Here is a 24,177-nt window from a genome sequence, read left to right as displayed (position 1 = left end):
TTTATTTCAGGAACCAGCGTTCAATCTCTTTTTTCCAATCAGCGACAAAGTCGTTTCGCGGCACATTGCTCAACAACTTCTCCTTCGCCTCCGCTTCGCTCATGCGGCCAACGCCCTTGAGCGTGCCCCCGAGCGTAAAGTAGGATTCCCCACTGCAGGACTTTCCATTAAGCGCGACCACTTCGGTGCAGCTGATGCCGAGTCCACCTTCCTTGCAATTTGGCGCTGAGATTTCGAGTTCAAGCACGACACCGACATCGCAGGAATCCGGGACGCTCTGGAGCTTAACGCTTCCAGAAATCTGCTCAAAAAGAATTCTTCCTTCATCGCTTTCGTAGGCTCCATCTATGTAAACCTTGTACCGGCTCTTATAATCGATGTAGTCCGCAATGGCCTTCGCATATTTTTCTTCAATTTCTGTCGAATTTTCATTGAATCCAAGCGACTGCAAAATTTGGGCAGACTCCCTATACTTTGCATAGGCGGCGGTCATCTTTTCATAGTTGCCGGACTTTTCAAGAGGGTGTGTCGTCATCGAAAGAATGGCCACCGAAGACACCAAGGCGTCTCGAGCGCTCTGGTAATCGTTGCGGAAGGGCTTCGCCGCATCATTACGGTGCATGCAGGCTACAACGCCGACAACGCCCTCTCGTGCAATCGTTTCCGCTACATGCACATCCTGGCGGTTACGCAACTGAACCGACACCTGGGATTCCCTATCGTAGGAAGATGTTATGTGTTCTTCGCCCGCAGCAGATGTTTCCGACTTGACCTGCATTCTGCTTGTCGATGTCACGGAGCTTTGGATCTGAACTGCTATCTGGTTCACCGCATAGTCCAAGGCATGGTCGTAGTCCCCAGCAAGACCTGCTCCCCGCAAGTCACCTTCAGGGCATGCGACTGCATTCAATTCCTGAGACACAGGAACAACCCGCACAGGTGGTTCAACAGCAACTGGTTCCTGTTTCGAGCTATCTCCAGAAGCGCATCCCGACAAGACTACTAAAGACGACACGATAGCAACACCAACGAACAGCCTTTGCATAGACAACCTTCTCTTACAATACTCAAAAAAGGCTACCCTGAATACGCCAATGGCATACCAGAATAACCCATAATCTTGTCTCAAGCAACGCTTGAAACCCAGCGAAAAAAACTACTTCTTTTCGGCAGCAATTTCAGCATCGATTTCGGCGTAGGCCTTGTTGGCCGCTGCACGAATCTTTTCCTTCATAGCCTCGTTGGCAGCGTCGGTATCCTGCAGAGACTTCAGGTATTCGTTCACCAGGTCAACATTAAGCGTCATGATGCCATAAATCTTGAACTGGCCATCTTCGGTAGTTTCAACCTTGACATCGGTGAGGGTTGCTCCGTTCAAGTGAGTGTCCACGACTGTCTTGGAAGCACTCTGGAAGTGTTCCGCGATGTCGCCACCCACTTCTTCCTTGAAATTCTTGGTCAGAGCTTTCATCTGGACATCGATTTCCTTAGCGAGATCCACGCGAGCATTCTGGTCGGCCTTTTCCATGGCAATCTGTTCGTCCTTGGACACGCCAATGCCAAGACCTGCGGCGACATGATCGTTCTTGATCAAACTGGTCTTCTTCATCTGCATTTCAACAAGAATGCTTGCAGACTTTTCCTGCGGCGTGCTAGCACAGCCAACCAGGAAAGCGGCTACGGCGAGAGCGGAAAGGATCTTTTTCATCTATTTTAAGCCTCCGTTAAGGATTTCATTTCTTATGTAATAAAAATAACATATCGCAACACGCTCGTCAATAGAAAGCCGCAAAAATTGGAGTCCATGTGAAATTCCACACAAATTCGCCATCTACGAGAGATTCTTCCATGTGCAAGAAGCAGAAATCGCCTTTTCAGGTCATCTTTTATTATATTTAAAGCATCTATTGACTTTTAAGACCAATTAGTAAGCCAAAATAAAGGAATTACACTATGGACATGAGCAAAATGTTGAGAGACCTTCAAAAGATGCAGAGCAAGATGATGAAGGCTCAAAGCGATCTCAAGGCACAGAGTTTTGAAGCCGAAGCGGGTGGCGGAATGGTAAAAATTGCCATGAACGGCAAGGGTGTGGTCACCATGATTAAAATCAATCCTGACGCCGTGGACAAAGATGATGTGGAAGCCCTTGAAGACCTGCTCATGGCAGCCATCAACGCCGCCGTCAAGAAAAAAGACGAAGCCACCCAGGAAAGCATCAGCGGCATTACCGGTGGCATGAAAATCCCCGGTCTGATGTAGTTTCCTGCTCAAATTTTCACCACAACAGCCTGCCCCGTCGGCAGGCTGTTCTTTATCCCTAAAATCGAGCATTTCGTCTATTAATTCAACATATTACCCTTATATGTAAAGCAACATTTTTATAAATTTGGAGCGCAAAAAGTATATAGGAGCATTAATGTCAAGGCACTTTGGAACGATATCGGCCCTAGCGCTGTGCATCGCGGTTCCCCAGCTTGCGGGAGCAACGACCTACACTCGCGAAGAAGCCGTCAATATAGCCCTTGAAAAATCTTCGGAAGTCAAAACCGCTGAAGAAGAACTCGTGTCGGCTAATTCTCAGGTTGATGCTGGCTACGGCAATGCATTGCCTTCAATTGACCTCGATGCAACCGTCACCCGTATTTTCGGTTTGGACGATGTAACAACTAGCACCAAAATCACCGATGCCGCCAACGGCATGATCAACGAAGTCGACGACAACGGGAACCCTCAAGCCAACACTTTTGATACGCAGGTTGTGGGCCCCGCCTTCGACGGACTTTCCAACATGATGGCAAAGCAGGGCTACCGTTGGCAGTCCAGCGTAGGAATCACCGCGACCCAGATTCTTTACGCCCAGGGCAAGGTGGGTACCGGCATCGAAATTGCGAAGACCTACAAGCATTTGAAAGAAGTCAATTTGGACAACGCCAAATCCAATGTGCGCTACAATGTCGAGAACGCCTTCGACCAGCTGATTTACCTGGACTCCGCAGTCGTGATTCTCTATGAATCCAAGAACATGCTCCAGGAAAACCTGAATTTCGTGGAACAGTCCCTGAAAAGCGGAATGGCCACCGAACTGGACCTGATCCGTGTGCAGCTTTCAATGGACCAGCTAAACTCCAAGATTAACAGCACCGAAAAGAGCCGAGTGCTAGCCCGTAACGCGCTTTTGAATACAATGGGACTGGACTGGGAAACTGAAGTCCAGTTCAAGGGAGACCTTCGCGACCCCTCCCAAGGCTACACATTCCCCGACACTTCCATGGCAAACGTGAAAAAGCGCCGCAAGGAACTGGTGATGCTCGAAGCAAGCGAAGAAATGCTCAACAAGAACGTCTCGATCGAGGAAGGCGGATACAAGCCCACAATCGTTCTCGTTGGCGGTCTTAAGTACAGCAACAACAAGAACAACTTCTACCAGTGGGACGCCCCCGATTGGGACGAGAACATCAACAAGTATATTGCGCTCAATCTGACCATGAACCTTTTCAACGGCATGAAGACCAAGGAAGCCGTCGTTCAGGCAAAGTCCAACCTGCGCAGCACCCAAATTCAGAAAGAAACAGCCGAACGCGGTTTCCGCGTTCAGATCGAATCATGCGCTCAATCGCTCGATGATGCCAACGCTCAAATCGAAATCGCAAAGCGCCAAATTGACCTAGCCCAGAGGAATTACGACCTGACCAACGACGCCTACAAGCTCGGACGCGAAACGCAGCTCAACCTGCTCAGCGCCGAAAACAGCCTCCGCACGGCAAAGCTTGACTATATGCAAGCAATCGTGAATTGGAACAAAGCCTACAACGCGCTCCTTCAGGCCACCGGTGAATATTAATAAGAAGAGGAAAGAATGAACAAGACTGTCAAAACCCTCCTAACCCTCGCTACAGCATCTATGCTCCTCGTTGCCTGCAACCAAAAGGACGAGGCCAAGAACAACGAACCCAAGAAAGCCTCAACCATCGAAGAAATCCAGAAGGAAAAAGGCAAGCCGGCCCGCGTGGTAAAGGCCGCTAAAGCAAAGCTTACCGATGTGCGCAAATACAGCGGCACCATCGAAGGGATGAACCAGAACAGTGCCATTTGCAAGATGGGCGACCCCATCGCAAAGATTAACGTCCAGGTCGGTTCCTCCGTACAAAAGGACCAGGTTCTCGCCGAATACCTCTACACCGGCGACAACACCCAGTACCAGCAGGCCCAGGAACAAATCGCGGTGCTTGAAAAGGCAACGGAACGCATGCGCGAACTCCACCAGAAGGGCGGAATCAGCCAGCAGGATATGGACGCCCAGGAAATGCAGCTCAAGGTCGCCAAGATGAACCTCGAAGCAGCCCGCCGCGCCACCTTAATTCTCGCCCCCGAAGCAGGTGTGGTGACCGAGCTCAAGTTCCAGGTCGGCCAAACTCCCGGAGTCGGCGCAAAGTTCGCAACGATCGCCAAGCTGAACAAGGTCATCCTCAAGCTGAACGTTACAAGCCAGGATATCGGCTACTTCAAGAAGGGCGCTTCTGCAACCGTGACCGTCGCCGGAGAAACACTCAAGGGAAAAGTCACGCTCATTCCTCTTGCCGCGGACCCTGTCACCCGATTCTTCCCCGTCGAAGTGACCTTCGACAACAAGGGTAAAAAGCTCCTGCCCGGCATGTACGTGACCGCCGATCTCGATGCACGCCAAGTTGAAGGCATCGTGGTTCCCGCCGAAGCCATCGTCTACCGTAACGGCCTGAATGCCATCTGGACCGTCGATGCCGAAGGCAAGGCACTCCGCAAAATCGTGAAGCTGGGTGTACAGACCAAGGACGACGTGCAGATTATTGAAGGTCTCGAAGGAGACGAAACCATCATTGTCGAAGGCCAGTCCAAGATGAACGACGGTGACAAGGTTCTGATCGTCGAATAGGAGTTTTGCTGAATGATTAAGGCCAGTATCTATAAACCGATTACCATGCTCATGGTCATTTTGGCCATCGTGGTTTTCGGTCTCTACACCTACTCCATGATGGTGGTGGACCTGATGCCGAAATTCGACATCCCCGTGGTCACCGGTACAATCGTGTATCCGGGCGCTAACCCGGAAGAAATCGAAACCACCATTATCAAGCCCATCGAAGACCAGGTGGAACTGGTGGACGGCATCGACTACGTGCAGTCCATCTGTATGGAAAACTACGGTATCGTGGTGGCCATGTTCAACATGGGTATCGACGTGGACGTGGCCGCTAACGACGTCCGTTCCAAGATTGAACTTGCGGCAGCCGATTTTCCCGATGCCGTTGAAGCCCCGATTATCTCAAAGGTGGACATTAACGCCTCCGCTATCATGGCCATTTCCTTTACGGGTCCCCTGAACTCCACGGAACTCCGCCAGAAGGTGGAAGACGAAATCGAACCTCTGTTCACCTCTGTTTCGGGCGTGGCCAGCGTGGACGTGTTCGGTGGTACCACCCGCCAGATTTCCATTGAACTGGACAAGGACAAGATGATTGACCGTAACGTGGACATCACCACGATTATGGGTCTCTATGGTGCTACCAACGTGAACAACCCGGTGGGTGAAGTCATCGGCAAACACAAGAACACATCCGTCCGTACCGCCGGTAAGTTCAAGAGCCTGGACGAGATGCGGAACCTGGACATCCCCACCAACAAGGGAGTCATCAAGCTTTCCGAAATCGCAAAGGTCAAGGACACTATCGAAACCATTACCTCGGCCGCCCGCTTCAACGGCGTGAACTCGATTGCACTGGATATCAAGAAGCGCTCTGACGCCAACGTGGTGGATGTTTCCAAAGGCGTACTCAAGCGCATGGAAGAAATCAACAAGACCCTTCCGGAAGGTTTCGAGCTGCACCTGATTTACGACAAGAGTGAAGCCGTGAACGAATCCATTGACAACGTGATTCAGAACATCATGATTGCCATTGCCCTGACGGCCATTCTGTTGCTCCTCTTCTTGGGTAAGTTCTCCACGATGATCATCGCGGCCCTGACTATGCCCATTTCCGTGATCGGCGCCTTTACCCTGATGTACTTTGCCGGCTTCGGCATCAACATGATGTCCCTCATGGCCCTTTCCTCTTCTGTGGGTCTATTGGTGACGAACTCCATCGTGGTGCTTGAAAACATCAACGAAAAGCTGAAGCTCGGGCTGGACCCGAAAGAAGCTGCCTACAAGGGTACATCTGAAATCATGGTCGCCATCATGGCATCCACGCTCACAAACGTCTGCGTGTTCGTGCCGATTGCCTTCATGAAGTCCATCGTGGGTATCTTTTTCCGCACCTTCGGTATGACCATGGTGTTTGCGACAGCGGTGTCCCTGATCATGACCTTTACCCTGACCCCACTTATGGCGGCCTACCTGTTCAAGGGTAAAAAGAAGGACGAGAACGGCAACATCATCGAAGACAAGCCTTCTATTGGCGAACGCATTTTCGGAATCTTCCCCACGGTACTGAACGGCATCCGTTTCGTATACCTGAAGACCCTTTCCTTCTGCCTTTCTATTCCCGGAGTTCTTTTCCAGGTTGTGGCTCTCGTGGCCATGGTCATGTTTGTAGGCTACATGGCCATAAACAAGATGACTGTGGAACTTGCTCCTAAGCAGGACCAGGGTATGATGGCCATTAAATTGGAAATGCCGGTGGGTACCAACGTGGAAACCACGGACAGTGTAGCCCGCATTATCGAAAGCCGTATCAAGGACCTGCCGGAAATCAAGCACTACAGCATGAATGTTGGCGGTTCTAACGGTATGACGTCCGTGAACCAGGCGACCATGCGTGTCAAGCTCCTGAAGGACTGGGAAGGTCGTACCCGCAGTACCGACCAGATCGTGGACTCCCTGCGCCCCTACTTTGCAGACATTCCTGACGCCTACATTTCCATCAAGTCCACCTCCGCTTCTGAAATGAGCAACAACTCCAGTGGCGACGTGGTGCTGGAAGTGAGCGGCCTCAAGCAGGATTCCGTGATCAAGGCTGCAGAAATCGTCATGGACCGCGTCAAGGAAAAAATCGACGGTATCGTGGACGTGAAGACCAGCTACGAAGCCGGTAAGCCCGAAATCCGCCTGATTCCGAACCGTCAGGCCTTGGCCGACTACGGCGTGACCCTAAAGACCGTAGCCACTTACAACTACATCGCCGTGAGCGGTTACGAAGCGGGCCAGTACACCGAAGACGGTGAAGAATACGACGTGTATGTCCGCCTGCAGGAAAAGGACAGACAGAGCCATAGCGATATCGAGACACTCCCGATTCTCACGCCGAAGGGCTACGTGAATACAAGCGAACTCTTCTTCGTGGAAGACGGTGCCGGTCCGACCCGAATTGACCGTAAGCGCAAGCTGAGCCGTATCGACATTTCCATGAACCTGTTGCCGGGACACACTACCGGTGAAATCATGGGTAAGCTGGGCAAGCTCACCGCCGACATGAAGGACGAAGTTCCGGAAGGAGTCACTTTCGGCTTCGGTGGTAACGCCGACATGCAGAACGACATGGTGCAGGAATTCATTACCGCTATCATCATGGCCATTATCCTGACCTACATCTTGCTGGTGGCCCTCCTGGAAAGTTTCGCCCAGCCCTTCATCATCATGACTACGATTCCTATGGGTGCAATCGGTGTGTTCCTAGCCCTTATCTTTACCGGCAAGGCACTGTCCATGATTTCCCTGATGGCTATCGTGATGCTTATCGGTGTGGTGGTGAACAACGCTATTCTACTCCTGGACGAAGCCAACAGGCTCTTGCGTAGCGGTGCCATGGGAAGACGCTCTGCCATTATGACCGCTGCAAAGACCAAGTTCCAGCCCATTGTGCTTGCAACGTTTGCCTCTGTGGTGGCCCAGCTTCCGCTGGCCTTCGCCCTGGGTGGTGACGTGGCCGCCATGACCCAGCCTATGGGTATCGCCTCGGTGGGTGGCTTGATTGTGTCCGCCCTCCTCACCATGTACCTGGTGCCGACCTTCTTCTGGCTCCCGAACGCCATTACAAGCAAGGTGAAAAAACACGCAGGCAAGATCAAAAACAAGCTACAGCGTAGCAAGAACTAATTTTAGACAATAGAGAGAGAAACAAGGTCCCGGTTCCAATGAGCCGGGGCCTTTCATTTTGTCAACAGGTGTTGTCACGCAAGCACAAGTCGATTTCATAAATTTGCCCCATGGAAAAAAGTACTTTATTGTCAGCGCAATGGTGCAAAGCACATGGAATTGCGCTATTAAGCGACACCCCGCCATACCGCATTGCAGTAAGTGATGAAAGCGACATTCTTCTACTCGATAAAATTCGAATGGAACTAGATACAAACATCGTTTTTCAACAGATGGATGTTGCAGGGATTCGGCGGCTGCAAAGCGAAAACCTGGCTGCAGAAGACCCTACGACACTAGAGAATGCCCTAAGCGAGAACATCGGCTCAGAGGTATCGTCCTGGGAATCGGAACCGATTGTGAACCTAGTCGAAAGTCTCCTGGAAAACGCCTTAAGGCAAAATGCCACCGACATCCACCTGGAACCTACCGCAGAAAAATTTCGAATCCGTTTTCGCAAGGATGGAATGCTGAACGACTACAAGGAACTCCCCTTGTGGGTAGTCGAACCTGTTCTCGTGCGACTCAAGATACTCTCTGAAATTGACATTACAGACAAAAGAATTCCCCACGATGGAAGTTTTTCGTTTGAAGGTTCCAAAGGCAAGGCCAATATTCGAGTAAGCACGCTACCCGTGCAAGGTGGAGAAAAGTGCGTTCTACGTCTACTCCCCCTGGCAAAAGGCCCTTGTTCAGAAACGAAGGGCGACTCGCTTCAGTCGCTACAGCTAGACGAAAGCTCGCTCCATTTTCTGCAGGGCGTATTCAATAGTCCACAGGGACTCTTTTTAGTTACCGGACCGACCGGATCAGGAAAGACAACAACTCTCCATGCAGGGCTTCGCGAAATTCTGCACCGAGAGATCAACGTAACGACCATCGAAGACCCTGTTGAATATCCGCTTGAAGGGGCAGCCCAGGTGCAGGTCAACGAAAAATGCGGATTCACTTTCGCAGCGGCGCTCCGGGCCATATTGCGCCAAGACCCCGACGTCATCATGGTTGGAGAAATCCGTGACAGCGAAACGGCGCAAATCGCCCTGCGTGCCGCACAGACGGGGCACCTGGTCGTATCGACGCTACATACCAACAGCGCCTGGGCAGCCTTTAGTCGGCTAAAAGACCTCGGCATAGCCGAAGCTCCCCTACGAGAAGTCCTACTAGGCATTATGGCGCAGCGCCTTTTGCGGTGCCGCCCGGCTCAGGCTAGGTCCTATTCCGGTCGCAGAGCCGTCATCGAAATCCTAAAACCCGACGGCACCTATGTAAACGGGAGCCTTCGAGAAAGCGCTCTCAAAATGGTCAAAGACAAGATAACGGACGACCAGGAAGTCGCGAGAGTCCTTGGAATTTACTAATTTTCAGGTCATGAAGATTTCCGATCGAACATTGGGTTATGTTTCGCTTATTGCGTTGATCGGGCTTTTTGCGTTTATCGCCTACTGTATGTGGGAAGCCCATCACGAAGCGACCACCATCATCCAAGTCGATTTTGACGAACTCGGCTCATTACAACCAGAAGACCAAGTCGTCATTCGCGGCTACACCGTAGGTACCATCGGAAAAGTGCAGTGGCTTGGCGACCGAGCCCGCGTACAAATCAAATTCAACCAACCGATCGTCATCCGAGAAGGGACCCAGTTCAACAACGTGAACTACGCCATCATGGGGCAGCGAAGACTTGAAATCATTCCTTCGAAGACCGGAAAGGTTCTACCCGACGACTACATCCACACAGGAACTTTCGAACCGGGCATTGCAGAAATCTTACGCTACATCGACCAGATCAACGAACAAATCGAGACCGTCCGCCAAATTGTCTACCTCGTGACCATTGGTGACTCCACTCACAAATCAGCCAGCGAAATCGTAGAAACGGTCATAAGCGGAATCGAGGCGTCTCTTTCAAATACCGAGCGAGCCTTGACCACGTTGCAACCGGCTCTGAACAACCTGTTCAGGCAAGCAGACATGGCAAGCAACAACCTGCTTGCGATCACCACACAGGCAGACTCGGCCGTCACCACCATCACAGAAACGGTCAACGAAAAGATTGCCCTCGCCGAAAAAGCCTTCCAGAAAATTTCTGAAGGAGCAAACAAGACAAACGAACTCATCAACAGCATCGAGGCCGACTCCGTCTACAACAAGATTCTCTATTCTTCCGAAATGGTGGACAAGGTAAATGAACTCGTTGAAAAAATCAACGAAATTGTGCAGGCCATCGATACCAAGGGCATCAAGATCCTTGACGAGAACGGGAACCCGATCAAGCCTTTCACATGGAAGAATCTGAACTTTATCGGAAAAACGGCGCGAGAAAAAGCGAAAGAGCGTGCGGCCAAGTCATCTTCGGAACAGGGTGATTCCAAGTAAGCCATGGATTTAAGCAACCTACCCAAGATGGGCCCCAAAAGTCTCGAGGCGTTCAAATCTGCAGGGATTGTCTCGCTTTCGGATTTTCTCTACAACATACCGCGCACGTACCTGGACCAGACGAAGGTAACACCCATTGGCAGCCTTCATGCCGGAGACCGGGTCGTCATCATCGGAAAGATAATTCGAGCAGGAATCATCCACGGACGGGGAACCCGTTTTGTAGCAACGCTTGCCGACGGAACCGGCGAAATATCGCTCACATTTTTTAAGGGAGCATCGTACCACAGCCGAAGAATTCAGCCGGGGACTCGTTGGCTCGCCACAGGGACTGTTGGCGAATACCGCGGGCTGCAAATGACACACCCCGATATGCAACCCATGGACCTAGACGAGCAGTTCAATGCGCAAATACTCCCCGTCTACCCCATGACGGAAGCCATGACCAAGGCGCGCATTACTCAAAAGGCGCTCCGCAACTGGTACAATGTCATCTTCCATTTTCCGGTTCTTACTTTATCTGGAATTTGTCCCAAGGAACTGACAGACTACCTGCATTATGCCCCAGTTCTTGAGAACTTGAGAACGCTGCACCAGCCTAAGGATTTCGAATCCATCCGCAGGGCAAAGCTTGAGCTCAAGATTCTGGAACTTCTCCCCTTCTGCCTGCGCATGATCAAGCGCCGCGAAAACCAGAAGGTCCGCGGGCACGAGCGGCAGATTGACCTTGGGCAGGTAATGCTTGCCAAGTCGAGGCTCCCCTTCAGTCTAACAGGCGGTCAGGAAGCCGCGCTCAACCGCATCATTGACGGCCTGAACGGGAAAAAACAGTTTCACGCACTATTGCAGGGCGATGTCGGCTGCGGCAAGACGGTGGTCGCCATGCTCGCCATGCTTGCGGTATGCGGCACGGGCGAGCAATGCGCATTGATGGTGCCGACAGACATCTTGGCCAGACAGCACTATAAGCAGCTGAAACCGTTCTTTGACGCTGCGGGAATGCGCATCCAACTCCTAGTTGGGGCGACCTCCGCCGCCGAAAAGCGCCAAATCATCGGAGAGCTGCAGATGGGGCTCACCCAGGCGGTCATCGGCACTCACGCCCTGTACTCCAAAGATGTAACCTTCGCAAAGCTTGGCCTTGTCATCATAGACGAGCAGCACCGCTTTGGCGTAAACCAGCGCGAAGCACTCATGCAGAAAGGCGAATACCCCGACATGCTCGTGATGAGCGCAACCCCCATTCCGAGAAGCCTCGCCATGACACTCTACGGCGACCTGCAGGTTATTTCGATCAAGGAAAAACCCGCCGGAAGAAAGCCTGTCAAGACGCGCCTTGTAAGCCCCGACAAGCGGGGAGACATGAAAAAATTCATCTGCAACGAGGCGAAGGGCGGAAACCTTTGCTACTGGATTGTAAGCCGCGTAGGTGCCGACGACGAAGGTAACGCAAGAAGTGTCGACGATGTGGTAAACGAACTTCGCGCTTTTGACGGAAGCGTCATCGTCGAAGGAATTCACGGCCAGATGAATGAAGAAGAACGCGACGAGATTCTAAAACGATTCGCCGCAGGAAAAGTCCACATTCTAGTGGCAACTACAGTGATCGAAGTCGGCGTGAACGTTCCCGAGGCAAACATTATGGCCATCGACCAGCCCGACCGTTTCGGGCTCGCGCAGCTGCACCAGCTGCGCGGCCGTGTTGGTCGCGGTGATGTGCAGGCATGGTGCTTTTTGATGATGCCCGAAAATACGGACAGCGACAACACGCTCGATCGCCTGACGCAATTCAGCCACACCGACGACGGCTTTGAAATTGCAGAACTCGACTTACAGACCCGAGGTGCAGGAAATCTCGAAGGAAACGAACAGAGCGGTTCCTGGGTATTCCGCTGGTTCGACTGGATTCACGACCAAGAACTCATCGCCAAAACACTGCAAATGGCAGAAAGCATCTTGAAGGACAAAGAAACCTTCGACGACGACGCGCGCGAAAAGATTCAACTCTGGTACAGCGAAAAGAAATCCGCCAACGAAGACGGAGTGCATTGATTAGACGAGAGAGACTTCGCATCATTCTAGCATCGGAGCGATTGTCAAGATGACAAGCCCGATGAGAACCGCATTCAAGAAGAAAAAAGAACGGCGCACAATCTTGTAGAAAAGCGGAAGCCAATGGAAAACATGGTCTGAAGGCGAAAGCAGTTCCTTGAAACCAAGAAAAACACTTATAGAGCCAGTCACGATCATCATCAGAGTGCCGATGTAATATCCTTCGTTCCATACAGCAACAGTAAGAGCCACGCCCATGAACACGGCGATTACACCGATAACCACTCCAATCCGCAAAATCAGCTTATTCAATTGTTCTCGATTCAAAGGAAATCCTCAGCAAAAGTCATACAAATATACAAAATTACCACGAGCATAATTTACGATAATACTACAAACTTGCTACCGTAACAACAACGAAAGAAAAAGATAACTATGATTCCTTTTATAGGGTTTCTAACTTTGCGTCATCCAAAATAGGATTCCTATGAAAATCCATAACATACTTTTATTTTCGGGAGCATTCGTAGCCACAGCTATAGCCGGAGGCTTGAATACAAACACCAACCAATCCATCGCTTATCAAAGACATATCATGCGATATGCCACAACCGATAACGACGCCCCCATTTTTAACCCTGCCGGTACAGGATTTATGGAAGATGGTTGGCACCTGTCAATCAATTCGCAGGCTTTCTGGCAAACCCGCACCATCTATACGGAAACACCCTTATTTGATGGCGAAAAGAAATTTGAAGGAAAAGCACAAATCCCCGCCATGCCGAGCTTGCTTGCTACCTGGCACCGCGGCAACCTCGCCCTTTCGGGATATTTTGGAATCACCGGTGGCGGTGGCAAATTGAATTACAAGAAAGGAATTCCCTCCTTCGAAGCAGCCATTGCTCAAGTTCCCGATCTCCTGACACAAAAGGGTCTCGAAACGACCGACTACAGTGCCGATCTTTCTCTTAAGGGAACCTCTTACATATTCGGTTTTGGACTCGGTGCCGCATACCGAATCAACGATATGTTTTCCGCCTATCTAGGCGCCAAGTTCAGCTACGCCATCAACCATTACGAGGGTTCTCTCAAGAATGTTCAGATAAACCCCAAGAACGAGCTGCTCGGTCTTAACGGCGAAATGGTCAATGCAGTCGCCACATTCAACAGCGCATCCGAAAAACTCGCCAGCATGGCAGAGCAAGCTGCCACAGGTGCAGAACAAGCCGCAGCCGCCGCGAAGCAGTACGAAGCCGCCGGAGATAAGGCTACCGCCGCCCAATATGCAGCTAAGGCCAACGAGCTGAAGGCAACCGCAACAGAACTCACCGTCAAGTCCAAGACTTTCGAAGCTGTCGCAGAACAGGTTTCCGACAAGGAACTCGACGTAGAACAGACTGGCTGGGGAATCACGCCCATCGCAAGTCTCTCTTTTAAGTACAAGCGTCTAACTGCAGGCATCAAGCTTGAATACAACACCTCTATTGAAATGGAAAACGACACCAAGGTCAACGAAGTCGGACTTGCCGCATACAACGATGGCATCAAATCCCACAGCGACATTCCCGCCTCGATATACATGGGCGCCACCTACGCCCTACTCGACAATTTCCGCTTAAGCGCAGGATACGGACATTGGTTTGACTGGTACGCCGATTTACCGGGAAATCAGGAACATCACGCCGAGGGGACCGACGAATTCTTGGGCGGCGTCGAAGCCGATTTCCTTACCCGCTGGACCGTTAGCGGAGGCTTCCAAATTACTAAATACCACCTAGACGACAAATACATGAGCGATATGAGCTTCATTATGGACAACATAACGCTCGGTTGCGGACTCGCTTTCCGTGCAACCGACTGGGTCAAGATTAATGTCGCCTACTTCCATTCCATTTATGATGACTGGAAAGAGAAGGAAACCTACGGCAAGAATACCTACAAACGCACCAGCCGTGGCGTCGGAATCGGCGCCGACTTCGACTTCTAAACTCTTTGGGCACGAGCGGTCTTTTGTGAGCGACTAGCGACCCGTATTAACGGGGCGCGTTCGCGAGAGCGAGTGCTTCGGGGACGAATTCACTTATTTGGGCACGAGCGGTCTTATAAGGAGAAGGCCTCCTCTGTTAGAGGAAGCCTTCATTATAGGGGCAGGTGTAAGCCGGGTTCTGTACCTTCTTGCGAAGGCGATGACCATCTCTCTGGGTCAGTCGTTACCGACCGCCTCAAGCAACCTACCCGAATTCCAGCTGGTGCGGGCCGCCCCAGGTTCACTTGCGTGAACGGAATTCTGCTTGGTCTTGCACCGGATGAGGTTTACCGTGCCACCCCTGTCGCCAGGTGTGCGGTGAGCTCTTACCTCGCCATTTCACCCTTACCTGCCTTGCGGCCGGCGGTTTACTTTCTGTTGCACTTTCTGTCGCGTTTCCGCGCCTGGACGTTATCCAGCATCCTGCCCTGTGGTGCCCGGACTTTCCTCCAGCTTCAATTGCTCTCTGCCGGCGGCCATCCGCTGCCCCGTCCCAAATATAGAAAAACGCCCCTAGAAATGAAAGGGCGCTTTCAAAAGATTAAAATCGGATTTTTATCTAGAAAGGCCGAAGCGTATCGGGCGTTCACCCTTCACGCGAAGTACATAGACTCCATGGTCAAGATCCATCAGCTCAACCGTTTCACCTGCAGAAACAGTCCCGTTTTTCACGACACGGCCACGCAGGTCTGTAATGGCATAGGCGACATTGCTACCCTTGGCCAATGTAAAGCTCCGATTGTGCTCCCCCATCCGGAGCATAGACGGTTTCATCAGAACCACCACGATACCATCGTAGTTGGCAGGCTTTTGCGTTAGGCCATAAAGGAAGTCAAACACTTTCTTCTGCACTTTTACATCGTAATCTTCGTAGTCGTAGAATTCGTGCGGCTGGCCCTCAACAAAGTAGGTTTCATGCTCAATTTCCTTAGCATTCAGCACGGAATCGATTACGAAGCTTCCATAAAGGGTCGGTGTTTCAACACTGAATGCAAGCGCGCCAATCGTTGCCGCCGCCGAGGGCATTATGTTTTTTAGGACATTCGCAATGTTTCCCAGGGGACGCCCTGTCTTGAAAAGCACCGTGCTGTCCGACTTGCCATGCACCAAGAGAACCGGCTTATCCATCTTTTCGATAATGGCGACATCGTGAACGGCCCCCCAAAGGGCAGCAACAGCGTTTGCCTGTGCGGCGGGTCCCTGAATGCCATATTCATCGAGGCCGCCAAGATTCGGTTTCGACTTCGCTGCCGCAGGAATTTCAGAATCTTTATCCAAGTAGAGGTTTTCAAGCGAAAGAATCGCACCAGCGCTATTGCCAATCAGGTAGATGCGGGCCGGATCAATCCCCAAGTCATCCGCATTCGCCCTAAGGTAGCGAATCGCAGCACGGACATCCTGAATTCCACGATAAACCGTCCTCGAGAAATCTAAGCTATCAATGTGCAGCGTATTATTTTTTATTTTCGCAGTAATGCCCAAACGGTACTCCACTGCAGCCGTCACAAAGCCACGAGCTGCAAGGGAATCGCAGTAAGTCACGGTATGTTGATCCTTATCGTCCTTGGCTCCTGCAGCAAAGGCTCCGCCATGCAGTACCACCACTGCCGCGCGGTTCTTTTCAGAGTCGCCCTTCGGCTGATAGAGATCCATGCGCAAGTCCACATTCGTCAAGTCTGTTTCGTTGTCGTACAAATAGACGGCAGTGCCCTTTCCGAGTTTAGCCAAAGTCACAAGCGTCGACGAAATAGAATTCAGCATTTTAAGATGCTTGACAGATGAAGCATAGACCACATTCTTCTTGACACTCACATCAAACATGCGGTCTTTGTAGCGGTCCTTGGCAAAAGAAACCGACACAAGACAAGCCAAAGTAACGAGAATAAATTTTTTCATATAAACTCCTTCACCTACAAATATAGATAAATTAGCGTCAATTGTCTAGAAAATTATAGACAAACTATTTATCTTCAGCATTTCGCTTGGCCGCAATTTCCTGCTGTTTACGGAGGATTTCTTCACGGGCACGTTCCGCCTTCGTCTTCTTTTCAGCAAACAAGTTATCCAAGGCAGAAGTCGCCTTGCCATTTGCATCCTTCGCACGGGAATTGAAGAATAACGCCAGCAAGAAAAAAACTACTAGGTAGCAGGCAACAGCCGCCAAAAGTGCCACAATTTCAGAACCCGACGCCGACTCCACCTTAAGGTAGAGCACAATCGACAGGGGGATTGCGAGCATAAACAAAAAAGCGGGCAGTTTTTCTTTCATGCCACAAATATAGAAAGGTCCACCAAACTAAGAATCCCCGACCAAGTCGGGGACGACCTTAGTTCGCGCCACTTTGTGACTTTACCTGCAGAGCAAGGCCAACATCGGCCTCATAGGCCGTATACTTATAGTCTGGTTTGTACCCCCGAGCATCGCCATCTACAAAACCATCACCTGCGACAAGCTTGTTTTCAACCATATTCACGAAGCCCCCCGTCGAATCAACTGGAGAACCATCTTCGTTGTACCAACGATAGAGCGTCACGGGCATCCCATTATTGAATATGTTCTTTTCAACCAGGCAGCGAGCAGAATCGGAACAGACCACACCCGACTTTTCTACAGAGTCAAAGAAGTTGTTGTAGGCGTGAAGTTCTCCCCCATGCACAAGAATTCCGTCACGAGAAAGTCCTGCAAAATAATTGTGATGCATAGTCAGACTCTGAGCCGTGTCCACTAAAATATCGCCAGCCAAACCAAAGAGCACACCCGTCTGAGCATTTTCAAATCGGGACCAGGAAACAGTCACATGGTGCGAACCGCGCTTCACATCAAGCTCTACCAGCGGGTATTCCTCGAACACGCAATGGTCCACCCACACATGATGCGTTCGGTTATGAATCGAAAGGGCGCGGCGGGAACTGGTATCTTGTGCCGTGATGGCGGGCTTGGTAAATTTCATATTTTCAAAAATAAGGTTGCTTGATTCGTTGGTCAAAATGCCCATACCCGAAATCTGAATATCGCGGCCTCGACCGTCGAAAGTCTTGTCAGACTTTAAACGAAGCGGTGACTGCAAATCGTATACGCCATCTTTTTCAAACATAATCCAGACTGGGCCATCCTTGTAAGCGCACTCGCGAAGAGAACCAGGCGCAATTACTGCCGCTGTCTTTGCGTTACCCGCCGAATCAACATCCGTGGTATCTTCGACAATCACATAATCTTCGGTCGTCGTTACAATGCAGATTTCGCCTTCGGCTGCAGAAATGTTCCCTAGACTGTCGGTAACGCCCGCTGCACCAAGAACTCCCACGGCATAACCCTCAACCTGTTCCAGGAGCTCATCATGTTTACTCCAATCATTCTTCGGATATTCCGTATTCTCCGTTTCTACAGGCTTTGTCACCTGAACCACGGAATCGGAACAGTCCACAAACAAGGTGTCCCCCGTCATTGACGAAACCTTCACCAGACCAGCCTCCTGCGAATCACCGAAGACAAGCTCAAAGCTTCCCGACGGTAACGAATCGATGACAAAATGTCCCGTGCTGTCGGGAACCACAAACCGGTCAAGACCCGCGATTCTAATCACAGGCGCAGATTCACCCAAAAGCACAAAGCCTTCAATCGAAGAAAGCTCCGTCAGTTTGATGGTATCGACCGTCGCCGTATCGCCGTTAAAAACAAAGTTCTGGACAGCGCCCATTGCTAAGGAGCCATCCACATGGCGCGCCTCAATCGTATAGGAGCCAGGCTCCACCGGAATTTCGACAAAGCCGTTTGCATCCGTTTCCATCCATTCCGTTGCACGGTCCGCTTCGGGCAAGAAATTATCCGGCAACACACAAACGCGCGCATAGGCTGCAGGGGTTCCGGCAAGTTCTATCTGGAGCGTCATCGCAATCGTTGATTCAGCCTCGGTACCGCCAGCAACATCCTTTCTGTCGTTGCTACACGCCGAGAGCAAAAGTGCGCCACAAAGAGCAACCACAACGGACGAAAATGCATCAAGACCACAAATATTTTTCGGATTCCATTTACGCATGGTCACCCCCCGTCGCATTTTCATCGGCGACAACGATTTCCGAATCTTCAGTCATTTCAAGACCGCGAATACGGCGCTTGCGCCCGCGACGCTGCGGAGGCGGATACGGGTCCGAAAGCGGAAACAGCTGCATACCGAGTTGGAACACTCGATTAGGCTTTGCACACTGCCCCACCTTCGCGAGAATCTCACGGCGAAAACGGCGCACCATTTCTACCAATTCCTTATAGGTGTCCTCGTCACAGGCAAAAGCAAGCGTCGACAGGTTTCGTTCATTTCTGTCGAAGCGGTCCATGGCGTCTTGCGCCACATTCAAGTTCTGCTGGATGTAAGAGTTGACCGCCGTACTGAAAGATTCAGACCCGCTCGAAATCAGGCCCTGCGTCTGTTCGTAAAAGCCCGTCACCTCGTTCTTCTTGATCATCGAGAGGCGTTCCAAGAGCGCAATCGAAGACTTAACCTGCGAGGCCGTAATCGGCGGGCGCACCATCAAGCCGAGTGCTGCGTCATCGCCCACATACGGGTAAAAAGTTACCAATTCGCGAATCACCGCATGGTACCAGTGGTCAAAGTATTCGAACTGGTCCTTGGCCACATTTTCGACCTTGCATTCCTTGGTGGCCACCAGCTTTTCCAGGTACTGACGGCTTTCGGAATGGTTCTTCGCCTGGTTGAACGCCACCATGTCGGCAAAGTAGGCCTTTTCGCGGTCATCATTACAAAAGATATCGGCAAACACCGAAACCAGGCGACTGGTCAGGTTGCGCTTGCCCTGCAGAATCTTGTTGAACATCGACGCATCGAACCCGGCACGGTCGGCAATATAGCGGTGGCTAAAACGCCAGTCACCCTTATGGCGCTCTTCATAGGCGTCACGCAAGAATTCGCGGTAGTTCAAGTATTCAAAAAGATTCACCATAGTAAAATTCCAATAAAAAGAACCGAGCGCAAAATGCTCCCGGTTACTAATATAATAAATATTTCGCCTAAAAGTCTACATTTAGGCAAAAATTTATGTCCACACTTTTGAAAGTGTGATAAAAACTACTTGTTCGGTTTCGAAACCACCGGGCGAATGCGCTTGCCGCACAGAGTCACGATAATTCCCGCCTGCGCAAACATGTAGTAGGCCGTGTCGCGGCTGTTGTTCAGCGTAGACTTCGGGTCGTAATCGTCCTTGGTCACGAACACTTCGGCAACGCCCGAAAGGCTCACATCCAGGGCGCAGCGTTCGCACGGAAAACCAATCACATAGAGCTTGGAGCCGGGAGGAACTTTGCCGCGGGCATAGTGCAATGCGTTGATTTCGGCATGCACCATGAACGGGTACTTGTTGGCCTCGAACTCGTGGTGGCTCAGGACCTCGCCCGAATCGGCATCCAGCAAATCGTACGCCAGCAGTTGCTTTTCGCGGGTGTACGGCACCGTCTCGTCGTCGAAACCAGCCGGAGCGCCATTGTAGCCCGTGCTGATCACGCGACCGTCGGCACTCACCAGCACCGCCCCCATCTGGGTATTCTGGTCTTTAGAAAGGCGCGCCTGCGCGCACATCATCTGGGTATAGACTTCGTCACGAAGCTTGCTGCGAGATTTAGAGTTGTTCATAGCCTTAAATATAGTCAATAGTTATCGGACAATCAGGGTCTTATTCCCGTTTGGCGAATGCAGGCGGACAACAACCTTTTGCCCCGCAGGAACGCCAAGTTCAAATACATTCCCCGAACGCTTCATGGAAACCGGCAAACGGCGACCGTCCAGCGTATGCACATGGACACGCGCCTTACCCAATTCCATAGGCGTAAGCCCCGTCACCTCCAACAAGAGGCTACCCGTTCCATTTTTCCATGTACGAACGGCAAAAGCTGTATGGCGCGGCGCCACCAAAGCCATGCGAGGTTCAATGTCAGGCACATTTCCTTCGTTTACACTGGTCGAAGCCATGAGTTGCACATTTTTGTTATAGGTCGACGCAAGCGGCTTCGAGAACAGAATGTTCGGTTTCGCCCCTTCCGGCAACAAGACGTTGCCCTTGTTTACGCAGCTATCCAAGCGCAGGTATTCAATTTCATCGGTGCTACCCACAAGGCCAGAAACCCAACCATTGACCGAATCAGCAGAGGTCTTGAGTTCGATATCACCCTCGTTGACAGCCTTGAACAGATCGGCACTCTTGGCCCCCGGACGCACATAGCCAGCGATACCGCCCACGAACGGGCCCTTCGCATTTTCAATGACAATCTTGCCCTTATTTTCGACACGGCTCGCCTGTTTCACTTCCCAGATTCCGGCAACGCCGCCCACCTGCACCATTTGCTGCACTTCTACGCCATGATAAATCACATCGCCGTAGTTAATGCAACTGTCGAGAGTCGTATTCGTATTGCCCGAGACATAGCCAAAAAGTCCACCCACTGCCGCATAGGACGCCGTGAGTTCCACCTTGCCGTAATTAAAGTTACCGACATAAGTCTTCTCGGAAACAAGCGACGGATTCACGCCCACGAGACCGCCAACAAAAGCGGATTCTGTCGGAACATTTGCCGAAACATTACCCTTGTTCACGTTATTCTTGAATGTACACGGAGCAAGAAGTTCACCGACAATGCCTCCAATATTGGTATATACGTTGCCTTCAACCGTGATACTTGCTTCGTTCACATTTCCTTCGATAGCACCCGGATCCACAAGGGCTCCAATAACGCCACCAATCGCAGCCTGTTTCTGGTTCGCCGCCTTCATGGATCCCTTGACCGTGTTGTCGTAAAAGCCGACCCATTCCGCAACGGTGTTACCCATCAAGCCGCCCCACTGAACAGCCCCATTTTCATTATCAACCGTTTCATAAGTCAGTTCAACCGAGTTGTTCCGCACAACGGCCTGCCCCGTCACAACCTGCGTTACAAAAGTGCCAATAAGTCCCGAATGGCGGATATAGACATTTTCGAACACCACGTTATTATAATAGAGAGTATCGTCACCATTGTTAAACACAGGGCCGATAAAGCCAGCATCCCTAACCGTGCCCAGCGAATCATCAATATACAAGTTCGAAATCTTATGGCCATCGCCATCGAAGCTTCCCTCGAACGGGCCAATTGCCTTCCAGTTGCCCACATCACGACCACAAACAGAACTCAAGTCCAAGTCCGCAGTCAGCTTGAAATGCAAACCCTCGCCCGCATTCTTCAACTTGACACCCTTATAGGTGCCACTATCCGAAACGGCATTACGGAACTGCAACAGTTCCTGCACCGTTCCAATGGTCAGCGGGTCCTCTTTTGTACCCTGGTCTGCGGCATAACAGCCCGCAGCCAACGCAAATGCCATAGGCATCATGAAATTTTTGAACTTCATATAGCCTCCTCTTTAGTTTGTCTATGGCCTTAAATATAGATTAGACTAAAAATAAAATCGGCCAAAATAAAGAAAAAGCTCGCCGTTTCCGATGAGCTGAACAAATTTCCTGACAAATGTAATTGAATTATCCCGCTAAGTGAAACCGAGTAAGATAATCCACGAAAGTTGGATAATCAAGCAAGACAAGGCGCGAGCCCCCGTAGCACCACTCTTTATCCCGCTAAGTGGAACCGAGCAAGACAAAGAACGATTTGGCGTAGCGTACTAAAACGTACGTGAGCCAAATCGTGATGCCGTATTGCGAAGGTTACACGACGCGGGTCATGCCGGACATGCGTTCACGCAGCCAGGCTCCGACTTCTTCCACCGGATGCTGACGGATGTTCTTGTTCACCTTGATGAGTTCTTCGTTATCCACAGCGGTGGTCTTGCCTTCGCCGTAGATAGCGCCGATGTCGTCCTTCTTCACTTCGTTCTTCATGAAGTCGGCGAGCAGAGGCACGCACTTGTTGGCGAACAGGTAGCAACCGTATTCGGCGGTGTCGCTGATCACGCGGTTCATTTCGTACAACTTCTTACGAGCGATGAGGTTCGCGATAAGCGGAGTCTCGTGGAGAGATTCGTAGTAGGCGCTCATCGGCTTGATGCCCACGGAGCACATGGTTTCGAATGCGAGTTCCACACCGGCCTTGATCATGGCGGTCATGAGAACGCCGCGGTCGAAGTATTCCTGTTCGGTGATGACCTTGTCGGTAGCTTCGACCTTTTCGAATTCGAGCTCGCCCGTTTCGCCACGCCACTTCAGGAGGTCCTTGTCGCCGGCTTCCCAGTCCACCATCATGGTGCTGGAGAACTTGCCAGAGATGATGTTGTCCTGGTGTTCCTGGTACAAGGGCTTCATGATCTTCTTCATCTTTTCGGCGAGTTCCGTTGCGCGGATCTTGGCCGGGTTGGAGAGACGGTCCATCATGTTGGTGATGCCGCCGTGCTTCAGGGCTTCGGAAATCGTTTCCCAGCCGTACTGGAGCAGCTTGACCGCGTAAGCCGGTTCAACGCCGAATTCCTTCACCATCTTGTCGTAGCAGAGGATGGTGCCGGTCTGGAGCATACCGCAAAGGATAGTCTGTTCGCCCATGAGGTCAGACTTCACTTCGGCAACGAAAGAGCTTTCGAGAACGCCCGGACGGTCGGCATGGAGGCCAGCGGCGTAAGCCTTGGCGTAGTCCCAACCCTTACCTTCGGGGTCGTTTTCCGGGTGCACAGCGATAAGGCAGGGCATACCGAAACCGCGAACGTATTCGCTACGGACTTCAGAACCCGGGCCCTTCGGGGCGACCATGATCACCGTGATGTCCTTGCGGATTTCCTGGCCTTCTTCAACGATGTTGAAGCCGTGGCTGTAAGAGAGGGCGGCGCCCTTCTTCATGAGCTTCATGATGGCCGGAATCACGTTGTGGTGCTGCTTGTCCGGTGTGAGGTTGCAAACGAGGTCTGCATCCGGAATCATTTCTTCGTAGGTACCGACCTTGAAGCCATTTTCAGTAGCGTTCTTCCAGGACTGGCGCTTCTGTTCGATGGCTTCCTTGCGGAGCGTGTAAGAGACGTCGAGGCCGCTATCGCGCAGGTCAAGACCCTGATGGAGACCCTGGGCACCGCAACCGACGAACACGATCTTCTTGCCCTTGAGGGCTTCAACACCACGGCTGAATTCAGAATGTTCCATGAAACGGCAGTGGCCAATTTCTTCGAGTTGGCGACGCATAGGGATAGAATTGAAATAATTCATTTTTTGAACCTCTGTTAAATAAAATTGTTCCGAGGGGAAATATAGTTAAAAATACACCAAAGGGGGAAGAATCCCCCTGATTGCAGCCGCCTTGTCCGCGTCATACCGCACACTGTCATGCCGGACTCCGTTCCGGCATCGCCATTTCAATCCGCATCCAAGCCGTCTTCCATACACCCCCACGCCTAGGGGCTCCGCCCCTAAAACCCCGAATTACGTCATTGCGAGCCCCGAACAGGGGTGAAGCAATCCATGCGCCCTGCTAGGGGACTACTATGTAGTCCCTCGCCGTTCGGCTCGGTCCTATATTTAAAAAGGACGAAAATCACCCCTTCATTAGTCTATTTTTAGAAATGGGTAGGAGATGGGCAACCCGGCGGCTCGGTAGCGCCCGACGCAGTGCATGACATTGGGACCCATCTCCTTCAACCCA

At 51.4% G+C, this 24,177-nt stretch carries 18 protein-coding genes and 1 other RNA gene; 8 read left to right on the top strand and 11 right to left on the bottom strand.

Features of this window, described 5'->3' with window-relative positions:
- Window position 1 precedes the first annotated feature (1 nt).
- Together ACKI61_RS14095 and ACKI61_RS14090 are read right to left on the bottom strand one after the other, a co-directional pair.
- The gene (locus ACKI61_RS14095) at window positions 2–1,045 is read right to left on the bottom strand and encodes a hypothetical protein (RefSeq protein WP_407458301.1); all 1,044 of its coding nucleotides are present in this window, start codon (window positions 1,043–1,045) and stop codon (window positions 2–4) included.
- A gap of 111 nt (window positions 1,046–1,156) precedes the next feature.
- Entirely contained in the window at window positions 1,157–1,708 is a 552-nt protein-coding gene (locus ACKI61_RS14090; RefSeq protein WP_407458300.1) for a hypothetical protein, read from the bottom strand.
- 251 nt (window positions 1,709–1,959) lie between these two features.
- Between ACKI61_RS14090 and ACKI61_RS14085 the strand changes: the two genes are divergently transcribed.
- From ACKI61_RS14085 to ACKI61_RS14055, 7 genes are all read left to right on the top strand, one after another.
- Window positions 1,960–2,262, top strand: a complete 303-nt coding sequence (locus tag ACKI61_RS14085; protein ID WP_407458299.1) for a YbaB/EbfC family nucleoid-associated protein — start codon at window positions 1,960–1,962, stop codon at window positions 2,260–2,262.
- A 157-nt stretch (window positions 2,263–2,419) separates the two neighbouring features.
- Window positions 2,420–3,844, top strand: a complete 1,425-nt coding sequence (locus ACKI61_RS14080; RefSeq protein WP_407458298.1) for a TolC family protein — start codon at window positions 2,420–2,422, stop codon at window positions 3,842–3,844.
- Window positions 3,845–3,859: 15 nt separating this feature from the next.
- On the top strand, window positions 3,860–4,912 hold the full coding sequence (locus tag ACKI61_RS14075) for an efflux RND transporter periplasmic adaptor subunit (RefSeq protein ID WP_407458297.1): 1,053 nt from the start codon (window positions 3,860–3,862) through the stop codon (window positions 4,910–4,912).
- 12 nt (window positions 4,913–4,924) lie between these two features.
- Entirely contained in the window at window positions 4,925–8,071 is a 3,147-nt protein-coding gene (locus ACKI61_RS14070; RefSeq protein ID WP_407458296.1) for an efflux RND transporter permease subunit, read from the top strand.
- A gap of 239 nt (window positions 8,072–8,310) precedes the next feature.
- Window positions 8,311–9,468, top strand: coding sequence for a GspE/PulE family protein (locus ACKI61_RS14065; RefSeq protein WP_407458295.1), 1,158 nt, complete (start codon window positions 8,311–8,313; stop codon window positions 9,466–9,468).
- A gap of 10 nt (window positions 9,469–9,478) precedes the next feature.
- On the top strand, window positions 9,479–10,486 hold the full coding sequence (locus ACKI61_RS14060) for an MlaD family protein (protein ID WP_407458294.1): 1,008 nt from the start codon (window positions 9,479–9,481) through the stop codon (window positions 10,484–10,486).
- A gap of 3 nt (window positions 10,487–10,489) precedes the next feature.
- Window positions 10,490–12,538 (top strand): ATP-dependent DNA helicase RecG, encoded by a 2,049-nt coding sequence (locus ACKI61_RS14055; RefSeq protein WP_407458293.1) that lies wholly within the window; start codon window positions 10,490–10,492, stop codon window positions 12,536–12,538.
- A gap of 21 nt (window positions 12,539–12,559) precedes the next feature.
- On the opposite strand, the gene ACKI61_RS14050 is transcribed toward ACKI61_RS14055, so the two are convergent.
- Window positions 12,560–12,865: a hypothetical protein gene (locus ACKI61_RS14050; protein ID WP_407458292.1), complete on the bottom strand. Its 306-nt coding sequence runs from the start codon at window positions 12,863–12,865 to the stop codon at window positions 12,560–12,562.
- A 268-nt stretch (window positions 12,866–13,133) separates the two neighbouring features.
- Here ACKI61_RS14050 and ACKI61_RS14045 point away from each other — a divergent pair, with 268 nt between their 5' ends.
- The gene (locus ACKI61_RS14045) at window positions 13,134–14,525 is read left to right on the top strand and encodes a hypothetical protein (RefSeq protein WP_407458291.1); all 1,392 of its coding nucleotides are present in this window, start codon (window positions 13,134–13,136) and stop codon (window positions 14,523–14,525) included.
- 151 nt (window positions 14,526–14,676) lie between these two features.
- Here ACKI61_RS14045 and rnpB read toward each other — a convergent pair.
- From rnpB to ilvC, 8 genes are all read right to left on the bottom strand, one after another.
- An RNA gene (rnpB, locus tag ACKI61_RS14040) (RNase P RNA component class A) lies at window positions 14,677–15,056 on the bottom strand.
- Between the two features lie 63 nt (window positions 15,057–15,119).
- Window positions 15,120–16,460 carry a carboxylesterase family protein gene (locus tag ACKI61_RS14035; RefSeq protein WP_407458290.1) on the bottom strand — a complete coding sequence of 447 codons (1,341 nt, stop codon included), beginning with the start codon at window positions 16,458–16,460 and terminating at the stop codon, window positions 15,120–15,122.
- A 64-nt stretch (window positions 16,461–16,524) separates the two neighbouring features.
- Window positions 16,525–16,833 (bottom strand): hypothetical protein, encoded by a 309-nt coding sequence (locus ACKI61_RS14030; protein WP_407458289.1) that lies wholly within the window; start codon window positions 16,831–16,833, stop codon window positions 16,525–16,527.
- Window positions 16,834–16,891: 58 nt separating this feature from the next.
- Window positions 16,892–18,601: a right-handed parallel beta-helix repeat-containing protein gene (locus tag ACKI61_RS14025; protein WP_407458288.1), complete on the bottom strand. Its 1,710-nt coding sequence runs from the start codon at window positions 18,599–18,601 to the stop codon at window positions 16,892–16,894.
- A complete protein-coding gene (locus ACKI61_RS14020; RefSeq protein ID WP_407458287.1) occupies window positions 18,594–19,520 on the bottom strand; it encodes a TIGR02147 family protein in 927 nt (308 codons plus the stop codon). Before ACKI61_RS14020 ends, ACKI61_RS14025 begins: the two co-directional genes overlap by 8 nt.
- Window positions 19,521–19,645: 125 nt before the next feature.
- The gene (locus ACKI61_RS14015) at window positions 19,646–20,206 is read right to left on the bottom strand and encodes a deoxycytidylate deaminase (RefSeq protein WP_407458286.1); all 561 of its coding nucleotides are present in this window, start codon (window positions 20,204–20,206) and stop codon (window positions 19,646–19,648) included.
- A 21-nt stretch (window positions 20,207–20,227) separates the two neighbouring features.
- Complete coding sequence (locus ACKI61_RS14010; RefSeq protein WP_407458285.1) at window positions 20,228–21,955, bottom strand: hypothetical protein; 1,728 nt, start codon at window positions 21,953–21,955, stop codon at window positions 20,228–20,230.
- Between the two features lie 310 nt (window positions 21,956–22,265).
- A complete protein-coding gene (ilvC, locus tag ACKI61_RS14005; protein ID WP_173346055.1) occupies window positions 22,266–23,744 on the bottom strand; it encodes a ketol-acid reductoisomerase in 1,479 nt (492 codons plus the stop codon).
- Between the last annotated feature and the right edge of the window lie 433 nt (window positions 23,745–24,177).

It is taken from the genome of Fibrobacter sp., assembly GCF_045601785.1.
Classification (GTDB): Bacteria; Fibrobacterota; Fibrobacteria; order Fibrobacterales; family Fibrobacteraceae; genus Fibrobacter.
The sequence above is the reverse complement of the archived record's forward strand: the minus strand, read 5'-3'. Positions and strand labels throughout refer to the sequence as shown.

Bases quoted from the DNA above. Each gene is read 5' to 3' on its own strand.
- ACKI61_RS14095 (WP_407458301.1), bottom strand. From the start codon at position 1,045: ATGCAAAGGCTGTTCGTTGGTGTTGCTATCGTGTCGTCTTTAGTAGTC.
- ACKI61_RS14090 (WP_407458300.1), bottom strand. From the start codon at position 1,708: ATGAAAAAGATCCTTTCCGCTCTCGCCGTAGCCGCTTTCCTGGTTGGC.
- ACKI61_RS14085 (WP_407458299.1), top strand. From the start codon at position 1,960: ATGAGCAAAATGTTGAGAGACCTTCAAAAGATGCAGAGCAAGATGATG.
- ACKI61_RS14080 (WP_407458298.1), top strand. From the start codon at position 2,420: ATGTCAAGGCACTTTGGAACGATATCGGCCCTAGCGCTGTGCATCGCG.
- ACKI61_RS14075 (WP_407458297.1), top strand. From the start codon at position 3,860: ATGAACAAGACTGTCAAAACCCTCCTAACCCTCGCTACAGCATCTATG.
- ACKI61_RS14070 (WP_407458296.1), top strand. From the start codon at position 4,925: ATGATTAAGGCCAGTATCTATAAACCGATTACCATGCTCATGGTCATT.
- ACKI61_RS14065 (WP_407458295.1), top strand. From the start codon at position 8,311: ATGGAACTAGATACAAACATCGTTTTTCAACAGATGGATGTTGCAGGG.
- ACKI61_RS14060 (WP_407458294.1), top strand. From the start codon at position 9,479: ATGAAGATTTCCGATCGAACATTGGGTTATGTTTCGCTTATTGCGTTG.
- ACKI61_RS14055 (WP_407458293.1), top strand. From the start codon at position 10,490: ATGGATTTAAGCAACCTACCCAAGATGGGCCCCAAAAGTCTCGAGGCG.
- ACKI61_RS14045 (WP_407458291.1), top strand. From the start codon at position 13,134: ATGCGATATGCCACAACCGATAACGACGCCCCCATTTTTAACCCTGCC.
- ACKI61_RS14035 (WP_407458290.1), bottom strand. From the start codon at position 16,460: ATGAAAAAATTTATTCTCGTTACTTTGGCTTGTCTTGTGTCGGTTTCT.
- ACKI61_RS14030 (WP_407458289.1), bottom strand. From the start codon at position 16,833: ATGAAAGAAAAACTGCCCGCTTTTTTGTTTATGCTCGCAATCCCCCTG.
- ACKI61_RS14025 (WP_407458288.1), bottom strand. From the start codon at position 18,601: ATGCGTAAATGGAATCCGAAAAATATTTGTGGTCTTGATGCATTTTCG.
- ACKI61_RS14020 (WP_407458287.1), bottom strand. From the start codon at position 19,520: ATGGTGAATCTTTTTGAATACTTGAACTACCGCGAATTCTTGCGTGAC.
- ACKI61_RS14015 (WP_407458286.1), bottom strand. From the start codon at position 20,206: ATGAACAACTCTAAATCTCGCAGCAAGCTTCGTGACGAAGTCTATACC.
- ACKI61_RS14010 (WP_407458285.1), bottom strand. From the start codon at position 21,955: ATGAAGTTCAAAAATTTCATGATGCCTATGGCATTTGCGTTGGCTGCG.
- ilvC (WP_173346055.1), bottom strand. From the start codon at position 23,744: ATGAATTATTTCAATTCTATCCCTATGCGTCGCCAACTCGAAGAAATT.